We start from the raw sequence: 21,341 nt of genomic DNA on the forward strand, positions 1-21,341 counted from the left end.
CGTGCGCGGTCGAGATCGTGATCCCGCGGGCCTTCTCCTCGGGCGCGCCGTCGATCTGGTCATAGGCGCGGAAGTCGCCGAAGTACTTCGTGATCGCAGCCGTCAGCGTCGTCTTGCCGTGGTCAACGTGACCGATGGTCCCGATGTTCACGTGCGGTTTCGTCCGTTCGAACTTTGCCTTTGCCATGGAATGGCTCCTTGTTCGTCAATACAGGTGAAGTGGCGGGGCCAATGCCCCGCCGCAAGATCAGGCGTATTTTTTCTGGATCTCGTCTGAGATGTTCTGCGGCACGGCTTCGTAGTGGTCGAACTGCATCGAGAACACGGCCCGGCCCGAAGACATCGAACGCAGGTTGTTGATGTAGCCGAACATGTTGGCAAGCGGCACGAAGGCGTCGATGACGTTTGCATTGCCGCGGCTGTCCTGGCCACGCACCATGCCACGACGGCTGGTCAGGTCACCGATGATCGAACCAGTATATTCCTCCGGCGTCACCACCTCGACCTTCATGATCGGCTCCAGCAGCTTGGCGCCGGCCTTGCGCAGGCCTTCACGCATTGCAGCGCGCGAGGCGATTTCGAAAGCCAGGACCGAGGAGTCGACGTCGTGGAACGCACCGTCCGTCAGCGCGACCTTGAAGTCGATCACCGGGAAGCCCGCCAGCGGACCGGAGTCCATGACCGACTTGATGCCCTTCTCGACGCCGGGGATGTATTCCTTCGGCACCGCGCCGCCCACGATCTTGCTTTCGAACGAATAGCCTTCGCCCGGCTCGGTCGGGGTGATCGTCAGCTTCACGCGCGCGAACTGGCCGGTACCACCGGTCTGTTTCTTGTGCGTGTAGTCGATGTCGGCTTCCTGGCTGATCGTCTCGCGGTAGGCCACCTGTGGCGCACCGATGTTCGCCTCGACCTTGAACTCGCGCTTCATGCGGTCGACCAGGATGTCGAGGTGAAGTTCGCCCATGCCCTTCATGATCGTCTGGCCCGACTCGATGTCGGTTTCGACGCGGAAGGACGGGTCCTCGGCGGCCAGGCGCTGAAGGGCCAGGCCCATCTTCTCCTGGTCGGCCTTCGACTTCGGCTCGACGGCGATCTCGATGACCGGCTCGGGGAAGGTCATCGTTTCCAGAACGACCGGGTTCGCCGGATCGCACAGGGTGTCGCCGGTGGTCGTTTCCTTTAGACCGGCCAGCGCGATGATGTCGCCCGCAAAGGCTTCTTCGATTTCCTCGCGGTTGATCGAGTGCATCATCATCATGCGGCCGACGCGCTCGCGCTTGCCCTTGGTGGCGTTCAGCATCTGATCGCCCTTCTTCATCACGCCCGAATAGATGCGCGTGAAGGTCAGCGAACCGACGAACGGGTCGTTCATGATCTTGAACGCCAGGCCCGAGAAGGGCTGCGCGTCATCGGCGCGACGCTCGATGTTGCGGGTCTCGGATTCGTCGCCCGGCAGGAAGCCCATGTAGGGGGGCACGTCCAGCGGGTTCGGCAGGAAGTCGATGACCGAGTTCAACAGCGGCTGAACGCCCTTGTTCTTGAACGCGGAACCGGCGGTAACCGGGAAGAACGACAGCGACAGCGTGCCCTTGCGGATCAGCTGGCGCAGGGTGGCCTCGTCGGGCTCGTTGCCTTCCAGATAGGCTTCCATCGCGGCATCGTCCTGCTCGACGGCCAGCTCGATCATGTTCGAGCGCCACTCGTCGGCGAGGTCCTTCAGCTCGTCACGGATCGGCTGACGTGTCCAGGACGCGCCCAGATCCTCGCCGCGCCAAGTCCACTCTTCCATCTTGATCAGGTCGATGATGCCTTCCAGCTGGTCCTCGGCGCCGATCGGCAGGGCGATCGGACAGGGGGTGCCGCCGGTGCGGTCCTTGATCATCTTCACGCAGTTGAAGAAGTCGGCGCCGATCTTGTCCATCTTGTTGACGAACACGATCCGCGGGACCTTGTAGCGGTCGGCCTGGCGCCACACCGTCTCGGTCTGCGGCTCGACGCCGGCGTTGGCGTCCAGAAGGCAGATCGCGCCGTCCAGAACGGCCAGCGAACGCTCGACCTCGATGGTGAAGTCGACGTGGCCCGGGGTGTCGATGATGTTGAAACGGTACTTCGTGTCCGAAGTCCCTTCCGAGGTCGGGTCTTCCTGGCGCTGCCAGAACGTGGTGGTCGCGGCAGACGTGATCGTGATGCCGCGCTCCTGCTCTTGCTCCATCCAGTCCATGGTCGCGGCGCCGTCATGGACTTCGCCGATCTTGTGCGACTTGCCGGTGTAGAAGAGGATACGCTCGGTCGTCGTCGTCTTGCCGGCATCGATGTGGGCCATGATGCCGAAGTTACGGTAACGCTGCAGCGGATAATCGCGTGCCATGGTCTGGATCCTTTCGCCTTACCAGCGGTAGTGGCTGAACGCCTTGTTGGCGTCGGCCATCTTGTGCGTGTCTTCGCGCTTCTTGACGGCGGTGCCGCGGCCGTTGACGGCATCGGACAGCTCGCCCGCCAGGCGCTCTTCCATCGTGTTCTCGTTACGCTTGGCCGCGGCGGTGATCAGCCAGCGGATCGCCAGCGCCTCGCGGCGGATCGGCCGCACCTCGACGGGGACCTGATAGGTCGCACCGCCGACGCGGCGCGAGCGCACTTCGACGGACGGCTTCACGTTGTCGAGCGCCTCGTGGAAGACCTCGATCGGCTCGCGCTTGAGGCGGGCCTGGACGCGGTCGAGCGCATTGTAGACGATCCGCTCGGCGGTCGATTTCTTGCCGTCAACCATCAGGTTGTTCATGAATTTGGTCAGCACGCGATCGCCAAACTTGGCGTCGGGCAGGACTTCGCGCTTTTCAGCTGCGTGACGACGGGACATTGATGCCTCTCCTTACTTCGGACGCTTGGCGCCGTATTTCGAACGACGCTGGCGACGATCCTTGACGCCTTGGGTATCCAGCACACCGCGCAGGATGTGGTAACGGACACCCGGAAGGTCTTTCACGCGGCCGCCGCGGATCAGCACGACGCTGTGTTCCTGCAGGTTGTGCTTTTCGCCCGGAATGTAGGAGATGACCTCGAAGCCATTCGTCAGGCGGACCTTGGCCACCTTACGCATAGCGGAGTTCGGTTTCTTCGGCGTCGTGGTGTAGACGCGCGTGCAGACGCCGCGCTTCTGCGGGCAGCCCTGAAGGTGCTGCGACTTCGAGCGCTGCACTTTCGGCTGCCGCGGCTTGCGGATCAGCTGTTGGATCGTCGGCATTCGGTTCCCCGTCTTGCTCTGTCAATACTCGCAACCACCCGGTTGCGCCGCTTCTCGACGGCATCTTGCGCGAATCGCAAAATGCCAAGCCCGTCCGGCCCATATCGGGCTGACGGGCGTAATTCCAGAGGATCGGGGCAAATTCGGCCCGGATCGTGACCTCACAGGTTCTGGCACCCGATGCGGTTTCCCGCCGGGTAGCGGGGCTATAGGGTGAATCCGGGATACTGTCAACAAGCCCCCCCTGCCCCGCCCGCCTCCAGCCGCCGCGCCAGATCGGCTAGATCGCCGCGGCGCAGGCCGAAGCGCTGCCGCAGGATGAGGTTCAGGGTTCCGTCCTCGGGCTGCCAGGGCAGGCCCGGCCCCATGTCGCCCGAGTCGCTGTCGGCATGGATCGACCGCAGGAACATCGGCTGCCGGTTCACCTGAACGCCCGGCATCCACTGCGCCAGCTTCGTATGGTTGAAGTGCAGCGCCGTCTCCTCGGCGTCGGGGCGCAGGAAGATAGTCAGCGCGACACCCATGTTGTGGCAGATGCGCGGGGTGATCTTCAGCTGGCCGTCCCGCGCCTCGACCATGAAGCCGCGTCCATAGTCCAGCGACAGCCTGCCCTCGGCCTGCCAAAGGGCACTGACCCGCGCGAAATCCGCCCGCGCCTCGGCCACGTAATCCAGCGCGACGGCGTCGTCGTCGTCATGGCGGAAATGGCCGATCACGTCGGCTGCCGGATCGACATGGGGGGCCACCGCGGCACGGCAGGCCTGCAGGTGGTACTCCATCGGCGGGACCAGCGACAGGCGCATCTGCGGGACGCGCTCGCAAAGACCCTGCAGGTGGTCCAGGCAGGGCTGCGGCAGGTCGGGTCCGGTCATCACCACCAGCGTGAAGTCCGGGTCGGTCTGCGCCAGCCAGCCCGGCAATGCCACCGTCGTGAACCATTGCCACCGCCGCTCCATTCGCGCGGATTCATAGAGATAGGCCCGCCGCGCCGCGATGCTGTCATGCTCGACCTGGTAGCCGCGCATCCCCAGATAGGAAAACCGGCAGAGGCCCAGCATCTGCACCCGCATCAGCGCCGCCGCCCCAGCTGCGCCTCGCGCCAGATGGTATAGATCCCGGCCCCCACCACCAGCACCGCACCGGTCCAGGTCCAGAGATCGGGCCAGTCGCCGAAGACCAGCAGGCCCAGGACGATCGCCACCAGAAGCGAAGTATAGCGGAAGGGCGCCACGACCGAGATCTCGCCGATGCGCATCGCGGCCACCGCTGACAGATAGGCGATGGTCAGGAACGACCCCGACAGGACCAGCAGAAGCCCCTGCCGAAGGTCCGGCGCCACCCAACCCTGCCCAAAGCTGAGAAGCAGGCCAACCACCGTCACGGCCACCGCCGTATAGAAGGCGATGGTCGAGGACTTGACGTCACTGGTGAAGCGCCGCGTCGACAGATCACGCAGCGCGACCAGAAGCATCGCCCCCAACGCGACCAGCGACCAGATGCCGAATGTGCCGCTGCCGGGCCTCAGGATGATCAGCACGCCCAGCATGCCGACGCCGACGGCCAGCATCCGGCGCCAGCCCAGGGTCTCGCCGAAGAACAACGCGGCGCCCAGCATGACGACCAGCGGCAGGGACTGCATCACCGCATTCAGGTCGGCGATCTCCATCCGGGTCAGAGCGTTCAGGAACAGCAGGGTCGAACCGACCTCGCCGATCACTCGCAGCGTCATGGGCACCCGCATCGGCCGCGCGATCCGCAGGCGCAGACCGCCGCCCCGCTGCGCCAGCAGGGTCAGCGCGACGATCACGACAAGGCCGCGCATCGCGATCGCCTGATAGAGCGGGACATCGGCCGTGACATACTTGATGATGGCGTCGTTGCAGCCGAAGCCTATCATCGACAGCGTCATCAGGCCCGCACCGCGCATGTTGTCGCCGGGCTTCAGCGGCGCCGGGCGAACCGAGGCTGGGCGGGTCCGCCGCAGGGGCGAGATGATCGAGGCTGGCATGGGGTCGCTCCGTCGCGTGGGCAGGTCGAGGTCGCAGGCTCAGGCGACCCCCGGCCCCTGCCACGGGCGCAGCACCCATGCCGGCCACGGCTGCTCCGATGCGCCCGGCCGGCCCTGACAAGGCAGAGGCAGGCGCGGCGGACAGGGGGCAGGACGGCGCATCGTCGATCCTTGGAAAGTCCGGGCCAGTATCTTCAGCGGCGGACACAACGCAACCCAAAAGAGAGCGCGCCGATGATGCTGCCGGGCCCTGCCGCCGTCGCGGCGCAAAGGTTGCATCAGGCGGTCCGGGGACAGTTCTGTGCAGCGGATGCTGTCGGTCTTGCCTGTCGGACCTGATGGCCGAAAGCGAAAGGAGCTTTTTGAGCGGGCAGGCTGATCAGGGCAGGTCGTCAGGCTTCTGTCTTGGCGACGCGGTCTAGCCCGCCGGGGGAAGGGGAAGATTGCGCATCGGGTGCCAGACTGCCTTTGCCCCTGATCCCTGCCAGAGCGGTTGGCGAGGCCCAGGCGAGATCACGCAAGTTGTATCGTTTAAAAGCAAAGGGCCCGGCGCTATGCCGGGCCCTTAGACGTTCTTTTGCGAGACGATCACTCGTCGCCGTTGTCCTCACGCCGCTCGAACAACGCATCTGCGCTGGTGGTGGTCGTCATCGAACCTTCGAGGTTCGGCTCGGGCGCCGCAAGGGCGGCCGCGGCCTCGGCCTCGGCGCGACGCGCCTCGATCACCTCGGCGTCGCGTTCGGTCGCGATGCGACGGACCCGAGAGGTCGCGCCACCGGTACCCGCCGGGATCAGGCGGCCGACGATGACGTTCTCCTTCAGGCCCACGAGCTTGTCGCGCTTGCCCTGGACGGCAGCCTCGGTCAGCACGCGCGTCGTCTCCTGGAAGGACGCCGCCGAGATGAAGCTGCGGGTCTGCAGCGACGCCTTGGTGATGCCCAGAAGGACCGGCTCGCCCGTGGCGGGACGTCCGCCGCGCGCCTCGACCTTGGCGTTCTCTTCCTCGAACTCGTCGCGCTCGACATGTTCGCCCTTCAGCAGCGTGGTCTCGCCGCTGTCGAGGATCTCGATCTTCTGCAGCATCTGGCGGACGATCACCTCGATGTGCTTGTCGTTGATCTTCACGCCCTGCAGTCGATAGACGTCCTGCACCTCGTCGATGAGATAGTCGGCCAAGGCCTCGATCCCCATGATGCGCAGGATGTCGTGCGGCGCCGGGTTGCCGTCCATGATGTAGTCACCCTTCTGCACGAAGTCGCCTTCCTGCACCGGGATGTGCTTGCCTTTCGGCACCATGTATTCGACGGGCGAATGACCCTCCTCGGACGGCTCGATGGTGATGCGGCGCTTGTTCTTGTAGTCCTTGCCGAACCGCACATAGCCGTCGATTTCCGCGATGATCGCGTGATCCTTGGGACGACGGGCCTCGAACAGTTCCGCCACGCGGGGAAGACCCCCGGTGATGTCCTTGGTCCGGGCACCTTCGCGCGGGATCCGCGCCACCACGTCGCCGGGACGGATGTCCTGGCCATCCTCGACCGAGAGGATCGCGTCCACCGACATCGGATAGCTGACCGGGTTGCCCTGGTCGTTGCGCACCGGTTCGCCGTTCGCGTCCATGATGATGATCTCGGGCTTGAGGTCGTTGCCCTTGGGCGCCGACCGCCAGTCCGTGACGATCTTCTGGGTCATGCCGGTGGCTTCGTCCGTCTCGTCGCGGACCGACAGGCCCGACAGCAGGTCGACGAATTTGGCCACGCCACCCTTCTCGGCGATGATCGGCAGGGTGTAGGGGTCCCACTCGAACAGCTTGGCGCCACGGGTGACGCTTTCGCCGTCCTTCACGAACAGCTTCGAGCCGTAGAACAGCTTGTGGGTCGCACGCTCCTGCCCCTGCTCGTCGATGACGACCAGTTGCATATTGCGCGACATCACGATCTGCTCGCCATTGGCGTTGGTCAGGATGCTCTCGTTGCGGAACTCGACCTTACCCTCGTGAGAGGCGGCCTGGAACGACTGCTGGCCGCCCTGCGCAATGCCGCCGATGTGGAAGGTCCGCATCGTCAGCTGAGTGCCCGGTTCACCGATCGACTGCGCGGCAATGATGCCGACAGCCTCGCCGATGTTGACCAGCGTGCCGCGGGCCAGGTCGCGGCCATAGCAAAGCGCGCAGATCCCGTCCTCGGATTCGCAGGTCAGGGCCGAACGGATGCGCACAGACTGCACACCAGCCGCCTCGATGGCGTCTGCCTTGCGTTCGTCGATCACCTCGTTCGCACGGACGATGATCTCGTCACCGCCAGGCACCAGCACGTCCTCGGCCGCGGTGCGGCCCAGCACGCGTTCGGACAGCGGGCTGATGACCTCACCGTCGTTGACCGCGGCGGAAGCCGTGATTGCGCGTTCGGTGCCGCAGTCGTGTTCGCGGATGATGCAGTCCTGCGCCACGTCCACCAGACGACGGGTCAGGTAACCCGAGTTCGCCGTCTTCAACGCGGTGTCCGACAGACCCTTCCGGGCGCCGTGGGTCGAGTTGAAGTATTCAAGAACGGTCAGACCTTCCTTGAAGTTCGAGATGATCGGCGTCTCGATGATCTCGCCCGAGGGCTTGGCCATCAGGCCGCGCATCCCGCCCAGCTGCTTCATCTGGTTGACCGAACCCCGCGCACCGGAATGCGCCATCATGTAGACCGAGTTCGGCTCCATCTCGGCGCCGTTGTCGTCGCGCTTGTTGGCCGAGATGGTGGACATCATGGCCTCGGTCACGCGGTCGTTACACTTCGACCAGGCGTCCACGACCTTGTTGTACTTCTCGCCCTGGGTGATCAGGCCGTCCAGATACTGCTGTTCGAACTCCTTCACCTGCTCCTGGACTTCCTCGACGATCGACCACTTGTTGTCGGGTACGACCATGTCGTCCTTGCCGAAGCTGATGCCGGCACGGAACGCCTCCTTGAAGCCCAGACCCATGATCTGGTCGCAGAAGATCACCGATTCCTTCTGCCCGCAGTAGCGGTAGACGGTGTCGATGACGTGCTGGACGTCCTTCTTGCGCAGAAGCCGGTTGACCAGCTCGAACGGCGCCTTGGCGTTCATCGGCAGAAGCGCACCCAGCCGCATCCGGCCCGGCGTGGTTTCATACCGCTTGACGACCTCGATGCCGTTCTCGTCCACCTGCCGGATGCGCGAGGTGATCTTGGCGTGCAGGTGCACCTCTCCTGCGGCCAGGGCGTGCTCGACCTCCTCGATGTTCGAGAAGGTCATGCCCTCGCCCTTCATCCCGTCGCGCTGCATCGAGACGTAGTAGAGGCCAAGGATCATGTCCTGCGACGGAACGATGATCGGCGCGCCGTTGGCAGGCGACAGCACGTTGTTCGTCGACATCATCAGGACGCGCGCTTCCAGTTGCGCTTCCAGCGACAGGGGCACGTGCACGGCCATCTGGTCGCCGTCGAAGTCCGCGTTGAAAGCCGAGCAGACCAGCGGGTGCAGCTGGATCGCCTTGCCTTCGATCAGGATCGGCTCGAACGCCTGGATGCCAAGACGGTGCAGCGTGGGCGCGCGGTTCAGCAGGACCGGGTGCTCGCGGATGACCTCGTCCAGGATGTCCCAGACCTCGGGACGCTCCTTCTCAACCAGCTTCTTCGCCTGCTTGACGGTGCTCGACAGGCCCTTGGCTTCAAGCCGCGAATAGATGAACGGCTTGAACAGCTCGAGCGCCATCTTCTTCGGCAGACCGCACTGATGCAGCTTCAGCTCGGGACCGGTCACGATAACCGAGCGGCCCGAAAAGTCGACGCGCTTGCCCAGCAGGTTCTGGCGGAAGCGGCCCTGCTTGCCCTTCAGCATGTCGGACAGCGACTTCAGCGGGCGACGGTTGTTCCCGGTGATAACGCGGCCGCGACGGCCGTTGTCGAACAGCGCATCGACCGATTCCTGCAGCATCCGCTTTTCGTTGCGGACGATGATGTCGGGCGCGCGCAGCTCGATCAGCCGCTTCAGACGGTTGTTCCGGTTGATGACCCGGCGATAGAGATCGTTGAGGTCCGAGGTCGCGAAGCGGCCGCCGTCCAGCGGGACCAGCGGGCGCAGCTCCGGCGGGATGACCGGGATGACGGTCAGGACCATCCATTCCGGACGGTTGCCGGATTCCAGGAACGACTCGACGATCTTCAGTCGCTTGATGATCTTCTTGGGCTTCAGCTCGCCCGTGGCGACCTTCAGATCCTCGCGCAGCTGGTCGGCCGTGGCCGCCAGGTCGATGTTGGCCAGCATGGCCCGGATCGCTTCAGCGCCGATATCGGCCTGGAAAGCGTCGGCGCCATAGTTGTCCTGCGCGTCGAGGAACTCCTCTTCGCTCAGCAGCTGGCCATAGGTCAGGTCGGTCAGGCCTGGCTCGATGACGACGTAGTTCTCGAAATAGAGGATCCGCTCCAGATCGCGCAGCGTCATGTCCAGCATCAGGCCGATGCGCGACGGCAGCGATTTCAGGAACCAGATGTGCGCCACGGGCGCGGCGAGCTCGATATGGCCCATCCGCTCGCGGCGGACCTTCTGCAGGGTCACTTCCACGCCGCATTTCTCGCAGACGAGGCCGCGATACTTCATGCGCTTGTACTTGCCGCAGAGGCACTCATAGTCCTTGATCGGACCGAAGATGCGCGCGCAGAACAGGCCGTCACGTTCCGGCTTGAACGTGCGGTAGTTGATGGTCTCCGGCTTCTTCACCTCGCCGAAGGACCAGGCGAGGATTTCTTCCGGGCTGGCCAGCGAGATCTTGATTTCGTCGAACTGCCGCGGCGGAGCCAGCGGGTTCAGGAGGTTGGTGGCGAGTTCCTGGTTCATTTTTCAATCCTTGAAAGGGCGCGTTGGGGGTGGAGGAGGGCCAAAGCCCTCACTCCTCTTCCTCCGCATCCAGGAGTTCCATGTTGAGGCCCAGACCCCGGACCTCCTTGACCAGCACGTTGAACGATTCCGGCACGCCGGCCTCGAAGTTGTCCTCGCCCTTGACGATGGACTCGTAGACCTTGGTGCGGCCGGCGACGTCATCCGACTTGACGGTCAGCATTTCCTGCAGGGTGTAGGCGGCGCCATAGGCTTCCAGCGCCCAGACCTCCATCTCACCCAGACGCTGGCCACCGAACTGAGCCTTACCGCCCAGAGGCTGCTGCGTGACAAGGCTGTACGGACCCGTGGACCGGGCGTGCATCTTGTCGTCGACCAGGTGGTGCAGCTTCAGGACATACTTCATCCCGACGGTGACCTTGCGCGCGAACTGTTCGCCCGTGCGGCCATCGAACACCACCGACTGCCCCGAGCTGTCGAACCCGGCGCGCGTCAGCGCGTCGTTCACGTCAGCTTCCTTGGCGCCGTCGAAGACAGGCGTGGCGATCGGCACACCCGTGCGCACCGTTCCGGCGTGCTCGCGCAGCGTCTCGTCGTCCATGCCCTCGAACGTCTCGGCATACAGCTCGTCGCCATAGCCGATGCGCATCGCCTCGCGGACCGGAGTCATGTCGCCGTTGCGGCGATACTCTTCCAGCGCCTCGTCGATCTTCAGGCCCAGGCCGCGCGACGCCCAACCCATGTGGGTTTCCAAGATCTGCCCCACGTTCATGCGCGACGGCACGCCAAGCGGGTTCAGAACCAGGTCGACAGGGGTGCCGTCCGCCAGGAACGGCATGTCCTCCATCGGGACCACCTTGGACACAACGCCCTTGTTGCCGTGACGACCGGCCATCTTGTCGCCCGCCTGCAGCTTGCGCTTCACGGCGACGAAGACCTTGACCATCTTCATTACGCCCGGCGGCAGGTCGTCGCCCTGACGGACCTTCTCGACCTTGTCCTCGAAGCGCGCTTCCAGCAGCTTCTTCTGGGTGTCGTACTGGCCGTTTAGCGCCTCGACTTCCTTGGCGGTCTCCTCCTCGGACACGGCAAGCTGCCACCACTGGCCGCGCGACAGCGTGCCCAGCAGGTCCTCGGTGATCTCGGTGTTGGCCTTGATGCCCTTCGGGCCCTTCAGCGCCACCTTGCCCAGGATCAGCGACTTCAGACGCGCATAGATGTTGCGGTCCAGGATCGCCTGTTCGTCGTCACGGTCGCGGGCCAGACGTTCGACTTCCTCGCGCTCGATCTGCAGCGCGCGTTCGTCCTTGTCGACGCCGTGGCGGTTGAAGACCCGCACCTCGACGATCGTGCCGTAGGCCCCCGGCGGCAGACGCAGGGACGTGTCGCGCACGTCGCTGGCCTTCTCACCGAAGATCGCGCGCAGCAGCTTTTCTTCCGGCGTCATCGGGCTTTCGCCCTTGGGGGTGATCTTGCCCACCAGGATATCGCCAGGCCCGACCTCGGCGCCGATATAGACGATGCCGGCCTCGTCGAGGTTGCGTAGCGCCTCCTCGCCAACATTCGGAATGTCGCGCGTGATTTCCTCGGGCCCAAGCTTGGTGTCGCGGGCCGCCACTTCGTATTCGTCGATATGGATCGAGGTGAACACGTCGTCGCGGTGGATCCGCTCACTGATCAGGATCGAGTCCTCGTAGTTGTAGCCGTTCCAAGGCATGAACGCGACGACCACGTTCCGGCCGATCGCCAGTTCGCCCTGATCGGTCGAGGGACCGTCTGCGATGACCTGGTTGGCCACGACCTTCTCGCCCACCTTGACCAGCGGGCGCTGGTTGATGGTCGAGGACTGGTTCGAACGCTTGAACTTGCGCAGACGATAGATGTCCACGCCCGCATCGCCCGCACCCATGTTCTCGGTCGCGCGAACGACGATCCGCTGCGCATCGACCTGGTCGATGATGCCGCCGCGGCGCGCCATGATCGCGGCACCAGAATCGCGGGCCACGGTCGCTTCCATGCCGGTACCGACGAACGGCGCCTCGGCCCGCAGAAGCGGGACCGCCTGACGTTGCATGTTCGAGCCCATCAGGGCGCGGTTGGCGTCGTCGTTTTCCAGGAACGGAATCAGCGCCGCGGCGACCGACACCAGCTGCTTGGGCGACACGTCGATCAGATCGACGGCATCGACCGGGTTCAGCATGAAATCACCCGACTGGCGGGTGCTGATTAGCTCGTCGACGAAGTTGCCGTCGGCATCCAGCGTCGCGTTGGCCTGCGCTACGGTGTGGCGCATTTCCTCGGTCGCGGACATGTAGACCACATCGTCGGTGACCTTGCCCTCAACCACCTTGCGGTAGGGGGTCTCGATGAAGCCGTACTTGTTGACCCGGGCAAATGTCGCGAGGCTGTTGATCAGGCCGATGTTCTGACCTTCCGGCGTCTCGATCGGGCACATCCGGCCATAGTGGGTCGGATGGACGTCGCGAACCTCGAAGCCCGCACGCTCACGCGTCAGACCGCCCGGCCCGAGCGCCGACAGGCGGCGCTTGTGCGTCACCTCGGACAGCGGGTTCGTCTGGTCCATGAACTGCGACAGCTGGCTGGAGCCGAAGAATTCACGCACCGCTGCCGCAGCCGGCTTGGCGTTGATCAGGTCCTGCGGCATGACGGTATCGATCTCGACGCCCGACATGCGCTCGCGGATGGCGCGCTCCATGCGCAGCAGGCCGACGCGGTACTGATTCTCCATCAGCTCGCCGACCGAACGCACCCGGCGGTTGCCCAGGTGGTCGATGTCGTCGATCTCGCCCTTGCCGTCACGCAGTTCCACAAGGCCGCGGATACAGGCCACGATGTCCTCGTGGCGCAGCGTGCGCTGCGTGTCGGGAGCATCCAGGTTCAGGCGCATGTTCATCTTGACCCGGCCCACGGCGGACAGGTCGTAACGCTCGCTGTCGAAGAACAGCGAGTTGAACAGGGTCTGCGCAGCCTCGACGGTGGGCGGCTCGCCCGGACGCATGACGCGGTAGATGTCCATCAGGGCACCTTCGCGGTTCATGTTCTTGTCGGCCGCCATCGTGTTGCGGATGTAGGGACCCACGTTGACGTGGTCGATATCCAGCACCGGGACGTCGTTGATGCCGTTGTCCAGCAGGACCTTCAGAAGACCGCCCGCCAGGTCGCCCTCCTTGTTGTATTCGGCCGTGATCTCGTCGCCGGCTTCGGCATAGATGAAGCCGGTTTCGTCGTTGACGATGTCCTTGGCGACGAAGCGGCCGACGATCCGCTCGAACGGCACGAACAGGTTCAGCTGATCGCCCGACTCCAGCAGCTTCTTGACGAGGCGCGGCGTGACCTTCTCGCCGGCCTTGGTGATGACCTCGCCGGTATCGGCATTGACCAGGTCATAGGACGGACGGGTGCCGCGGACGCGCTCGGGGAAGAAGCGCGTGACCCAGCCCTGCTCGCGCCCCTCGCGGCGCAGGGTATAGTTCACGGTCTCGTAGAAGGCATCCATGATGCCCTCCTGGTCCATGCCAAGCGCATAGAGCAGCGTCGTCACCGGCAGCTTGCGGCGGCGGTCGATGCGCGCGAAGACCAGGTCCTTGGCGTCGAACTCGAAGTCCAGCCACGACCCGCGATAGGGGATGATGCGGCAGGCGAACAGCAGCTTGCCCGAGGAATGGGTCTTGCCGCGGTCGTGGTCGAAGAACACGCCGGGGCTGCGGTGCATCTGGCTGACCACCACGCGCTCGGTCCCGTTCACGATGAACGTGCCGTTCTGCGTCATCAGGGGCATGTCGCCCATGAAGACGTCCTGTTCCTTGATGTCCTTGACGGATTTGGCCCCGGTGTTCTCGTCGACATCGAACACGATCAGGCGCAGGGTGACCTTCAGCGGCGCGGCATAGGTCATGTCGCGCTGCTGGCACTCGTCCACGTCGTATTTCGGGCGCTCGAGCTCGTATTTAACGAACTCCAGCGTCGCGGTCTCGTTGAAGTCCTTGATCGGGAAGACCGACTGGAAGACGCCCTGGATGCCCTCGCCATCGGTATGCGCCGTTCCTTCGCCCGAGTTCAGGAACAGGTCATAGGACGACTTCTGAACCTCGATGAGGTTCGGCATCTGCAGGACTTCACGGATGTTGCCATAGTAGCGCCGGATACGCTTCTGGCCGACATAAGCTTGCGCCATGGGGTCTTGTCACCTTTCGTCTTCGCGCGGGTCCGGGTCGGGGCCCCCGGAACACGCCTACGAAATCAGGGGTGAGGTTCCATTCGTGCCACGCGTCCCACCGCGCCGCTCCCGAACCTCGAACATGCCCTGAAGGAATGTCTGATCCCAGACCGCCCTTCAAGACAGGTTCGGCAGGGACCGGGAAACCCCGGACCCTGCCCTGTTCAGATCGATCCGGGGACCGATTACTTCAGCTCGACCTTGGCGCCAGCCGCTTCGAGCTTCTTCTTGATCTCTTCGGCATCGGCCTTGGCCGCGCCTTCCTTGACCTTGCCGCCGGCTTCAACCAGGTCCTTGGCTTCTTTCAGGCCAAGACCGGTGATGCCGCGCACTTCCTTGATCACGTTGATCTTGTTGGCGCCGGCGTCGGTCAGGACGACGTCGAATTCGGTCTTCTCTTCTTCGGCTTCGGCAGCGCCGGCAGCCGGACCAGCCATCATGACGGCGCCACCGGCAGCCGGCTCGATGCCGTATTCGTCCTTCAGGATGGTCTTCAGTTCCTGGGCTTCCAGCAGGGTCAGGCCCACGATTTGTTCGGCGAGTTGTTTCAGGTCAGCCATTTTTCCGTTCTTTCCAGTTAATGTTCCAACGTCGTGCGTTCAACCACGCGACGGGATGGGGTTGCTTACGCAGCCTCACGTTCCTCGAGGGTCGTGAGGATGCTCGCGATGTTCGAAGCAGGCGCGCCGATGGCACCGGCAATGTTCGAGGCGGGCGCGCCGAGGCACGACACGATCTGAGCGATCAGCTCTTCACGCGACGGCATCGAGGCGACGGCTTTCACACCGGCCGGATCCAGCGCCGAGTCACCCATGGCACCGCCCAGAATCACGAAACGTTCGTTGTCCTTGGCGTACTTGTCGGCGATCCGCGCAGCAGCGGTCGGATCTTCCGAATAGGTGAGCACGGTCATGCCCGTCAGGTAATCGGCGATGCTTGCGCAAGGCTTACCTTCCAGGGCGATCTTGGCGAGCTTGTTCTTGGCAACGCGAACGGAACCGCCGGCTTCGCGCATGCGCGCCCGCAGGTCCTGCATATGTGCAACCGTCATCCCCTCGTAGTGGGCAACCACCACGACGCCAGAGCTTTCAAAGATCTGGCCGAGTTCGTCGACCACCTGTTCTTTTTGTGCTCTATCCACGGTTTCACTCCAAGTTGGGGGTTTCCCCCCGCTCTCACTTTTCCCGGTCACCAACGGGACCGGGTCGGGTCCGCTAGGGCAAGATCACCCGAAGGATGAACCTTCGGAAAAATGCTTCCCCATCTCAGGAAGGACATTAAGCGGGTTTCCCCGCACCCTCCGTCTCGGACAGGACGGGGCCAGTGGCCCCGCCATCCCCGGATCGCTCCGGGAAATTCACTGGTCTCAGGCCTGAGCGGCCGAGACCACGTCGACCGACACGCCCGGCCCCATGGTCGAGCTGATCGAGACCTTCTTCATGTAGGTCCCCTTCGCACCGGTCGGCTTGGCCCTGGTCACCGCCTCGACGAAGGCGCGCAGGTTCTGAGCCAGCTTGTCCTCGTCGAACGACACCTTGCCGATGCCTGCATGGACGACGCCTGCCTTCTCGGCCTTGAACTGGACCTCACCGCCCTTGGCGGCCTCGACGGCCGATTTGACATCCATCGTCACCGTGCCGACCTTGGGGTTCGGCATCAGGTTGCGCGGGCCCAGGATCTTGCCCAGGCGACCGACCAGCGGCATCATGTCCGGCGTCGCGATGCAACGGTCGAACTCGATCTTGCCGGACTGGATGGTCTCCATCAGGTCCTCGGCGCCGACGATGTCCGCACCGGCGGCCTTGGCTTCGTCAGCCTTGGGACCGCGGGCGAAGACGGCGACGCGGACATCCTTGCCGGTGCCGGCAGGCAGCGTCACGACGCCCCGGACCATCTGGTCGGCGTGGCGCGGATCGACGCCCAGGTTCAGCGCGATCTCGACGGTCTCGTCGAACTTTGCGGAAGCGGCCGACTTGACCAGCTTGACCGCATCCTCGACCGACAGGTTGGCCTTGCCGTCGAAGGCGGCGCGGGCGGCGGCTTTCTTCTTGGAAATCTTTGCCATGACTTAGCCCTTCACCTCGATGCCGATCGAACGGGCCGAGCCGACGATGATCTTCATCGCGGCGTCGATATCGGTCGCGGACAGATCCTTCATCTTGGTCTCGGCAATCTCGCGGACCTGCTTGACGGTCACGGAACCGGCGCTGGCGCGACCCGGCTTTTCCGAACCCTTGGCGCGGTTGCGCTTGCCGACCGGCTTCAGGCCGGCGGCCTTCTTCAGCAGGAAGGACGCCGGGGGCGTCTTCGTCTCGAAGCTGAACGACTTGTCGGCGTAATAGGTGATGACGACGGGCACGGGCGCGCCCTGCTCCATCTCCTGCGTCTTGGCGTTGAACTCTTTGCAGAACGCCATGATGTTGATGCCCCGCTGACCCAGGGCCGGGCCGACGGGGGGCGACGGGTTTGCCTGCCCCGCCTTGATCTGCAGCTTGAGGCTGCCAACTACCTTCTTGGCCATCTGGCCTTCTCCTTCATCATCAAGCCCGGATGGGCCGATTTAGCGGTGCGGCCCGCGCCCCGACAGGGACCGGAACCTCCCGCAGCCAATCACGCGGTCTTCGAGACCTGCGTGAATTCCAGTTCGACCGGCGTGGGCCGACCGAAGATCGACACCGTGACCTTGATCCGCGACGAGATCTCGTCGACCTCCTCGACCATCCCCGAGAAGCCTTCGAACGGACCGTCGGTCACATTCACCTTCTCGCCCACGTCGAAGCGGATCAGGTTACGCGGCGCGGCGGGTTCGCCGTCGCCCGAACGGTTCAGCATCGCGTTCACCTCGTCGTCGCGCATCGGCATCGGCTTGCCCTGCGCGCCCAGGAACCCGGTGACGCGGTTGATCGAGTTGACCAGGTGGTAGGTCCGGTCCGACATGTCCATGTGGACCAGCACGTATCCCGGCATGAAGCGGCGTTCCGACGTGACCTTCTTGCCGCGGCGGATCTCGATCACTTCCTCGGTCGGGACCAGAACCTCGTCGATCTGCTCCTCGAGGCCCTTCTCGGCGACGGCCTGGCGAATCGCCTCGGCGACCTTCTTTTCGAAGTTCGACAGGACACTGACCGAATACCAACGCTTTGCCATGTCTCGATCGACCCCTGCTCATCTTTGAGGAATCACACCTGGTCGGCGTCAAACCCCTGAATTTCTGTGCTTCCGAAAACTGACATCGGCGCGCATGCGGGTTTCCGATGCACGCCGTCTTGCCGGACAGTCGGGGGCAATTAACGCCCCTGCCCGGTAAATGCAAGCCCCGATCAGCCGCTGATCAGCCGCAGACCCTGCGTCAGGCCGGTGCGGATCGCCAGGTCCACCAGGAAGAAGAACAGGCTGGTGATCGAGGCGAAGACCAGGACCATGATCGTGGTCGTGACGACCTCTCGCCGGGTCGGCCACGTGATCTTCGCCGCCTCGGCGCGGACCTGGTTGATGAACTGGACGGGATTGGCCAAGGCAGGCTCCTTCGCAAGTGCAGGCGCTGATCTATCGAACGCCGCCCGCCATTTCAAGCCGATTGGCATGGGACCTGGCGGAAGGACCTGGCAGGGGCAGGGGGACTCGAACCCACGACCCTCGGTTTTGGAGACCGATGCTCTACCAACTGAGCTATACCCCTGAGGTCCGGCCTCACTTAGAAGCTGCCCGGCCGGTCGTCAAGCGGATAACCCCGCGGCCCCTCACCGATGGCGCGGAAATTCGATCTTGGGGCAGCGGTCCTGGATCACCGTCACGCCGGCCTTGCGGGCGCGGGTCGCGGCCTGATCGCCGCGAATGCCCAATTGCGTCCAGATCACCTTCAGGTCGGGAAGATGCGCCAGCGCCTCGTCGACCACCTCCGACACAGCCTCCGAGCGGTGGAAGATGTCCACCATCTCGACGCCGCGATCGGCAGGAATGTCGGACAAGGTAGCATAGACTTCCTCGCCCAGGATCTGGTGTCCGGCATGTCCGGGGTTCACCGGGATCACCTTCATGCCGATCGCCTGCAGATAGCGGGCCACGCCCCAGCTGGCGCGGGCCTCGTTCGGCGACAGGCCGACCACCGCCACGACACGCGTGGTCCGGGCGATCCGAGCGATATCGTCGTCTTCCGTCGTGTCAATGTCCATGAAACCTCCCTGATCCCTGGTGACGAACGTCGCATATAAAAGGCGCCCGGTCCACATGATGGCCGGGCGCAAGTCACGGAACGAGGGACAGTGATCCGAACATGACCGTTCCGGGGTCATGTTCAGTGATGTAAATGGGCATCAAGTCGGAAAGTTCCACACCGCTCGCGAATTCGTGACTGGCAGACATTTGTCATTGCATTTGCGCCCAAGCCGCCCGCGCACGTCCCAGCACCTCATCGGGGTTGCTGCGGACCTTCCGTCCGGCCTCGGCCGACCGGAACAGGTAGAGGCCGTCCTGCCGCACCAGGAAGTGGCGCGGATCGCCGGGTTGGGGATCGCCCTCGATGATCGACAACGGGCACATCCCCCCCAGCCGGGGCGCATAGGCGCGCGGATCAGCCTCAAACCGGGCGCGATTTTCCTCGGATGCGAAGTGCCAGATCATGCCGCGCCACATCGTGGCGATGTCGCTGCGGCCGGGCACGGGGCGACCGGCGCTGACATAGCCCACGGGATCGAACCCGCCAAGCGCCCAGTCCTGCGCCGCCGCAGGCAGTGCGGCCAGGATCGACATCAGCAGGGCAAGGGCGAAACGGCGCATGGCGACTCGAGGTTGGGACCAAGCGTCTTTGGCACCCGGCGTCCGTGATATCAACGCGCGCGGCAGGAACGTCGCAAGCATGTGATCTTCAGGCACGCCCTGCCGCATAAAGCGCCACCGCCGCCGCATTCGAGACGTTGAGCGAGCCGAAATCGGCGGCGAAGGGAATCCGCGCGACATGATCGCAGGTTTTCAGCGTCAGTTCCCGCATGCCAGGCCCCTCGGCGCCGAGGACAAGGCAGATGGCGCGCCCTGACAGCGTCCCCAGCAGGTCTGGCAGCGATTCTTCGCCCGTGCCGTCCAAGGCCACAAGGATGAAGCCCATGTTCTTCAGCTGTGTCAGCGCCTCGGCCAGGTTCGGGACGCGCAGATAGGGCTGCCGCTCCAGCGCGCCAGAGGCGGTCTTGGCCAGCGCCCCGGTCTCGGGTGCGGAATGGCGGTGCGGCGCGATGACGGCGCGGGCGCCGAACACCTCGGCCGAACGCAGGATCGCGCCGATGTTGTGCGGGTCCGTCACCCGGTCCAGCGCCACCAGCAACGGGCGCGTCTCACCCGGCGCCTCGCGCAGCGCCACCTCGCTGAGGCTGCCCCATTTCAGCGGCTTCACCTCGAGCGCTGCGCCCTGGTGAACGCTTTCGCCGGCCAGCGGCACCGTCTTGTCAAAGACTCGCGGATCGGTGATCTCGGGCGTCATACCGTGCAGATCGCCCAGCCTCGCCACCGCGTTCTGGGTGACGACCAGTCGCAGCTTCTCTCGGGACGGGTTGGCCAAGGCGTCGCGCACCGCATGCAGGCCGAACAGCCAGACCGTCTCGGCCGCGGCGGCGCGACGGGCGCGTTCCTTGTCGATGACCCAGGTGGGCTTCTTGGCTTTTCCGGTGCGCTCGGCCATCGCGGGCTCCTTTGTTCCGGTCCCTTCTCTGCGCGTCGCGGCGTCGTCGCGCAAGCCCCGGAAATCTGCTTGACGCCCCCCGGCGGGGCCGTTAATCACCGCCGCACGCCGAAAGCGATCGGCGGGCGACGTGCTGCAAGGTGCGGCAGCGGACTGTAACTCCGCCGGGGAGACCCATGCCTGGTTCGATTCCAGGGTCGCCCACCACTTCCCTTCGATAGTATGGTGATGTGGGTACAGCCCCAAGGTTGCATGCGCGGCCCGCATGTCGATCGTGGGTTTTGCTGCCCACGCAAGGCGCCTATCATCCGCCAGATTGAAACCAGCGGAGGTCAGGTGTCACAGCGCAGCAACCCGCAGCCGAACCTTCTGATCGTGGCGCAGGCGGGGCGCCTGCAATTCGAGGCGGTAATCTTCCTGGCCAGCCTCCGCGCTGCGGCGCCTGACTGGACGGCCCCGGTCATCATCGCAGAGCCCCTGCCCGAGGGGGCGTGGTCCGGCCACGAAACCCGGATCAGCGCCCCCTGCCGCGATCTGCTGACCGGCCTCGGGGGCCAGATCACGCCGTTCGTTGCCCGGCATTTCGGCGCCGCCTATCCGCAAGGCAACAAGATCGAGGCGCTGTCGCTGCTGCCCCCCGGCCAGCCGTTCCTGTTCTTCGACACCGACACGCTGGTGACCGGCCCCCTGGACCGCGTGCCGTTCGACTTCGCCCGCCCCTCGGCCTCAATGCGCCGCGAGGGGACATGGCCCAAGCCGCCGCTCTATGGTCCGGGCTTTGGCGGGATCTGGAAGTCGATCTATGACCGCTTCGGGCTGGACTTCACCCCGACCCTCGATCTCTCGCAGCCGGACGAGCACTGGGAGCGGTACCTATACTTCAACGCGGGCTGGTTCTTCGGCGCCGATCCCGCGGAATTTGGCCACCGATTCCTGGAATGGGCGCTGGCGATTCGCGACGATCCGCATGATGAGTTGGCTTGCCAGGTCTTCGACCCCTGGCTGGACCAGATCGTACTGCCGCCCCTGATCCACAGCTTCGGCGGCGGCCGGCCCGGCCCCGAGCTGGACGGCCTGGACGGCAATGTCACCTGCCACTATCGCAAGCTGCCTTTGCTCTATGCGCGACAGGACGACGCCGTTATCCAGCGGCTGGAAGCCGCCGTCGCCGACAAGCCGATCAAGCGCGTGCTGCGCGAGTGGGAACCGGCCAGAAAGCTGGTCTATCAGGAAAAGGGGCGCCAGAAGGTGCGGCCGATCTTCGCCGGCCGACCATCGCCGGCCACGGAAAAGCAGATCCGCAACCAGTTAAAGGCCCGCGGCTGGTGGCTGGTCTGAT

18 protein-coding genes and 2 tRNA genes are annotated in these 21,341 nt (G+C 64.5%); 2 read left to right on the top strand and 18 right to left on the bottom strand.

Going from position 1 to position 21,341, the window contains the following annotated elements:
* The 18 genes from OC184_RS09445 to rlmB all read right to left on the bottom strand — a co-directional run.
* Positions 1 to 187, bottom strand: a 187-nt coding sequence (locus tag OC184_RS09445; RefSeq protein ID WP_265505339.1) for a GTP-binding protein, incomplete at its 3' end; no start/stop codon positions are given.
* A 60-nt stretch (positions 188 to 247) separates the two neighbouring features.
* Positions 248 to 2,371 (bottom strand): elongation factor G, encoded by a 2,124-nt coding sequence (gene fusA, locus OC184_RS09450; protein WP_265506956.1) that lies wholly within the window; start codon positions 2,369 to 2,371, stop codon positions 248 to 250.
* Positions 2,372 to 2,389: 18 nt separating this feature from the next.
* Entirely contained in the window at positions 2,390 to 2,860 is a 471-nt protein-coding gene (rpsG, locus tag OC184_RS09455) for a 30S ribosomal protein S7 (RefSeq protein ID WP_265506957.1), read from the bottom strand.
* Positions 2,861 to 2,872: 12 nt separating this feature from the next.
* Positions 2,873 to 3,244 (bottom strand): 30S ribosomal protein S12, encoded by a 372-nt coding sequence (gene rpsL / locus OC184_RS09460; protein ID WP_022705687.1) that lies wholly within the window; start codon positions 3,242 to 3,244, stop codon positions 2,873 to 2,875.
* Positions 3,245 to 3,474: 230 nt separating this feature from the next.
* The gene (locus OC184_RS09465) at positions 3,475 to 4,314 is read right to left on the bottom strand and encodes a glycosyltransferase (protein WP_265506958.1); all 840 of its coding nucleotides are present in this window, start codon (positions 4,312 to 4,314) and stop codon (positions 3,475 to 3,477) included.
* On the bottom strand, positions 4,314 to 5,252 hold the full coding sequence (locus tag OC184_RS09470) for a DMT family transporter (protein ID WP_265506959.1): 939 nt from the start codon (positions 5,250 to 5,252) through the stop codon (positions 4,314 to 4,316). Before OC184_RS09470 ends, OC184_RS09465 begins: the two co-directional genes overlap by 1 nt.
* Positions 5,253 to 5,840: 588 nt before the next feature.
* A complete protein-coding gene (rpoC, locus tag OC184_RS09475; RefSeq protein WP_265506960.1) occupies positions 5,841 to 10,097 on the bottom strand; it encodes a DNA-directed RNA polymerase subunit beta' in 4,257 nt (1,418 codons plus the stop codon).
* A 49-nt stretch (positions 10,098 to 10,146) separates the two neighbouring features.
* The gene (gene rpoB, locus OC184_RS09480; protein ID WP_265506961.1) at positions 10,147 to 14,292 is read right to left on the bottom strand and encodes a DNA-directed RNA polymerase subunit beta; all 4,146 of its coding nucleotides are present in this window, start codon (positions 14,290 to 14,292) and stop codon (positions 10,147 to 10,149) included.
* Positions 14,293 to 14,519: 227 nt separating this feature from the next.
* Complete coding sequence (gene rplL, locus OC184_RS09485) at positions 14,520 to 14,894, bottom strand: 50S ribosomal protein L7/L12 (protein WP_265506962.1); 375 nt, start codon at positions 14,892 to 14,894, stop codon at positions 14,520 to 14,522.
* A gap of 65 nt (positions 14,895 to 14,959) precedes the next feature.
* The gene (gene rplJ / locus OC184_RS09490; protein WP_265499403.1) at positions 14,960 to 15,475 is read right to left on the bottom strand and encodes a 50S ribosomal protein L10; all 516 of its coding nucleotides are present in this window, start codon (positions 15,473 to 15,475) and stop codon (positions 14,960 to 14,962) included.
* A gap of 225 nt (positions 15,476 to 15,700) precedes the next feature.
* The gene (gene rplA / locus OC184_RS09495) at positions 15,701 to 16,399 is read right to left on the bottom strand and encodes a 50S ribosomal protein L1 (protein WP_265506963.1); all 699 of its coding nucleotides are present in this window, start codon (positions 16,397 to 16,399) and stop codon (positions 15,701 to 15,703) included.
* Between the two features lie 3 nt (positions 16,400 to 16,402).
* Positions 16,403 to 16,855, bottom strand: a complete 453-nt coding sequence (rplK, locus tag OC184_RS09500; protein WP_265506964.1) for a 50S ribosomal protein L11 — start codon at positions 16,853 to 16,855, stop codon at positions 16,403 to 16,405.
* Positions 16,856 to 16,944: 89 nt separating this feature from the next.
* On the bottom strand, positions 16,945 to 17,481 hold the full coding sequence (gene nusG, locus OC184_RS09505) for a transcription termination/antitermination protein NusG (RefSeq protein ID WP_265506965.1): 537 nt from the start codon (positions 17,479 to 17,481) through the stop codon (positions 16,945 to 16,947).
* Between the two features lie 173 nt (positions 17,482 to 17,654).
* A complete protein-coding gene (gene secE / locus OC184_RS09510; RefSeq protein ID WP_265506966.1) occupies positions 17,655 to 17,849 on the bottom strand; it encodes a preprotein translocase subunit SecE in 195 nt (64 codons plus the stop codon).
* An 88-nt stretch (positions 17,850 to 17,937) separates the two neighbouring features.
* Positions 17,938 to 18,013, bottom strand: a tRNA-Trp gene (locus tag OC184_RS09515).
* A 61-nt stretch (positions 18,014 to 18,074) separates the two neighbouring features.
* A complete protein-coding gene (locus tag OC184_RS09520) occupies positions 18,075 to 18,506 on the bottom strand; it encodes a CoA-binding protein (protein WP_265506967.1) in 432 nt (143 codons plus the stop codon).
* 193 nt (positions 18,507 to 18,699) lie between these two features.
* Positions 18,700 to 19,110 carry a YHS domain-containing (seleno)protein gene (locus OC184_RS09525; RefSeq protein WP_265506968.1) on the bottom strand — a complete coding sequence of 137 codons (411 nt, stop codon included), beginning with the start codon at positions 19,108 to 19,110 and terminating at the stop codon, positions 18,700 to 18,702.
* 88 nt (positions 19,111 to 19,198) lie between these two features.
* On the bottom strand, positions 19,199 to 20,002 hold the full coding sequence (rlmB, locus tag OC184_RS09530; RefSeq protein WP_265506969.1) for a 23S rRNA (guanosine(2251)-2'-O)-methyltransferase RlmB: 804 nt from the start codon (positions 20,000 to 20,002) through the stop codon (positions 19,199 to 19,201).
* Positions 20,003 to 20,125: 123 nt separating this feature from the next.
* Between rlmB and OC184_RS09535 the strand changes: the two genes are divergently transcribed.
* Together OC184_RS09535 and OC184_RS09540 are read left to right on the top strand one after the other, a co-directional pair.
* Positions 20,126 to 20,209 (top strand) — tRNA-Tyr (locus OC184_RS09535).
* Between the two features lie 129 nt (positions 20,210 to 20,338).
* Positions 20,339 to 21,340, top strand: coding sequence for a hypothetical protein (locus OC184_RS09540; RefSeq protein WP_265506970.1), 1,002 nt, complete (start codon positions 20,339 to 20,341; stop codon positions 21,338 to 21,340).
* The last annotated feature ends 1 nt before the right edge of the window (position 21,341 follow it).

It is taken from the genome of Paracoccus rhizosphaerae (genome assembly GCF_026162645.1).
Lineage (GTDB): Bacteria > Pseudomonadota > Alphaproteobacteria > Rhodobacterales > Rhodobacteraceae > Paracoccus > Paracoccus rhizosphaerae.

Excerpts from the sequence above, each read along its gene's own strand:
- rplK (WP_265506964.1), bottom strand. The coding sequence starts at position 16,855 with ATGGCCAAGAAGGTAGTTGGCAGCCTCAAGCTGCAGATCAAGGCGGGG.
- OC184_RS09470 (WP_265506959.1), bottom strand. The coding sequence starts at position 5,252 with ATGCCAGCCTCGATCATCTCGCCCCTGCGGCGGACCCGCCCAGCCTCG.
- OC184_RS09520 (WP_265506967.1), bottom strand. The coding sequence starts at position 18,506 with ATGGACATTGACACGACGGAAGACGACGATATCGCTCGGATCGCCCGG.
- rplA (WP_265506963.1), bottom strand. The coding sequence starts at position 16,399 with ATGGCAAAGATTTCCAAGAAGAAAGCCGCCGCCCGCGCCGCCTTCGAC.
- rpsL (WP_022705687.1), bottom strand. The coding sequence starts at position 3,244 with ATGCCGACGATCCAACAGCTGATCCGCAAGCCGCGGCAGCCGAAAGTG.
- rpsG (WP_265506957.1), bottom strand. The coding sequence starts at position 2,860 with ATGTCCCGTCGTCACGCAGCTGAAAAGCGCGAAGTCCTGCCCGACGCC.
- rlmB (WP_265506969.1), bottom strand. The coding sequence starts at position 20,002 with ATGGCCGAGCGCACCGGAAAAGCCAAGAAGCCCACCTGGGTCATCGAC.
- rpoC (WP_265506960.1), bottom strand. The coding sequence starts at position 10,097 with ATGAACCAGGAACTCGCCACCAACCTCCTGAACCCGCTGGCTCCGCCG.
- OC184_RS09525 (WP_265506968.1), bottom strand. The coding sequence starts at position 19,110 with ATGCGCCGTTTCGCCCTTGCCCTGCTGATGTCGATCCTGGCCGCACTG.
- OC184_RS09465 (WP_265506958.1), bottom strand. The coding sequence starts at position 4,314 with ATGCGGGTGCAGATGCTGGGCCTCTGCCGGTTTTCCTATCTGGGGATG.
- fusA (WP_265506956.1), bottom strand. The coding sequence starts at position 2,371 with ATGGCACGCGATTATCCGCTGCAGCGTTACCGTAACTTCGGCATCATG.
- nusG (WP_265506965.1), bottom strand. The coding sequence starts at position 17,481 with ATGGCAAAGCGTTGGTATTCGGTCAGTGTCCTGTCGAACTTCGAAAAG.
- rplL (WP_265506962.1), bottom strand. The coding sequence starts at position 14,894 with ATGGCTGACCTGAAACAACTCGCCGAACAAATCGTGGGCCTGACCCTG.
- rpoB (WP_265506961.1), bottom strand. The coding sequence starts at position 14,292 with ATGGCGCAAGCTTATGTCGGCCAGAAGCGTATCCGGCGCTACTATGGC.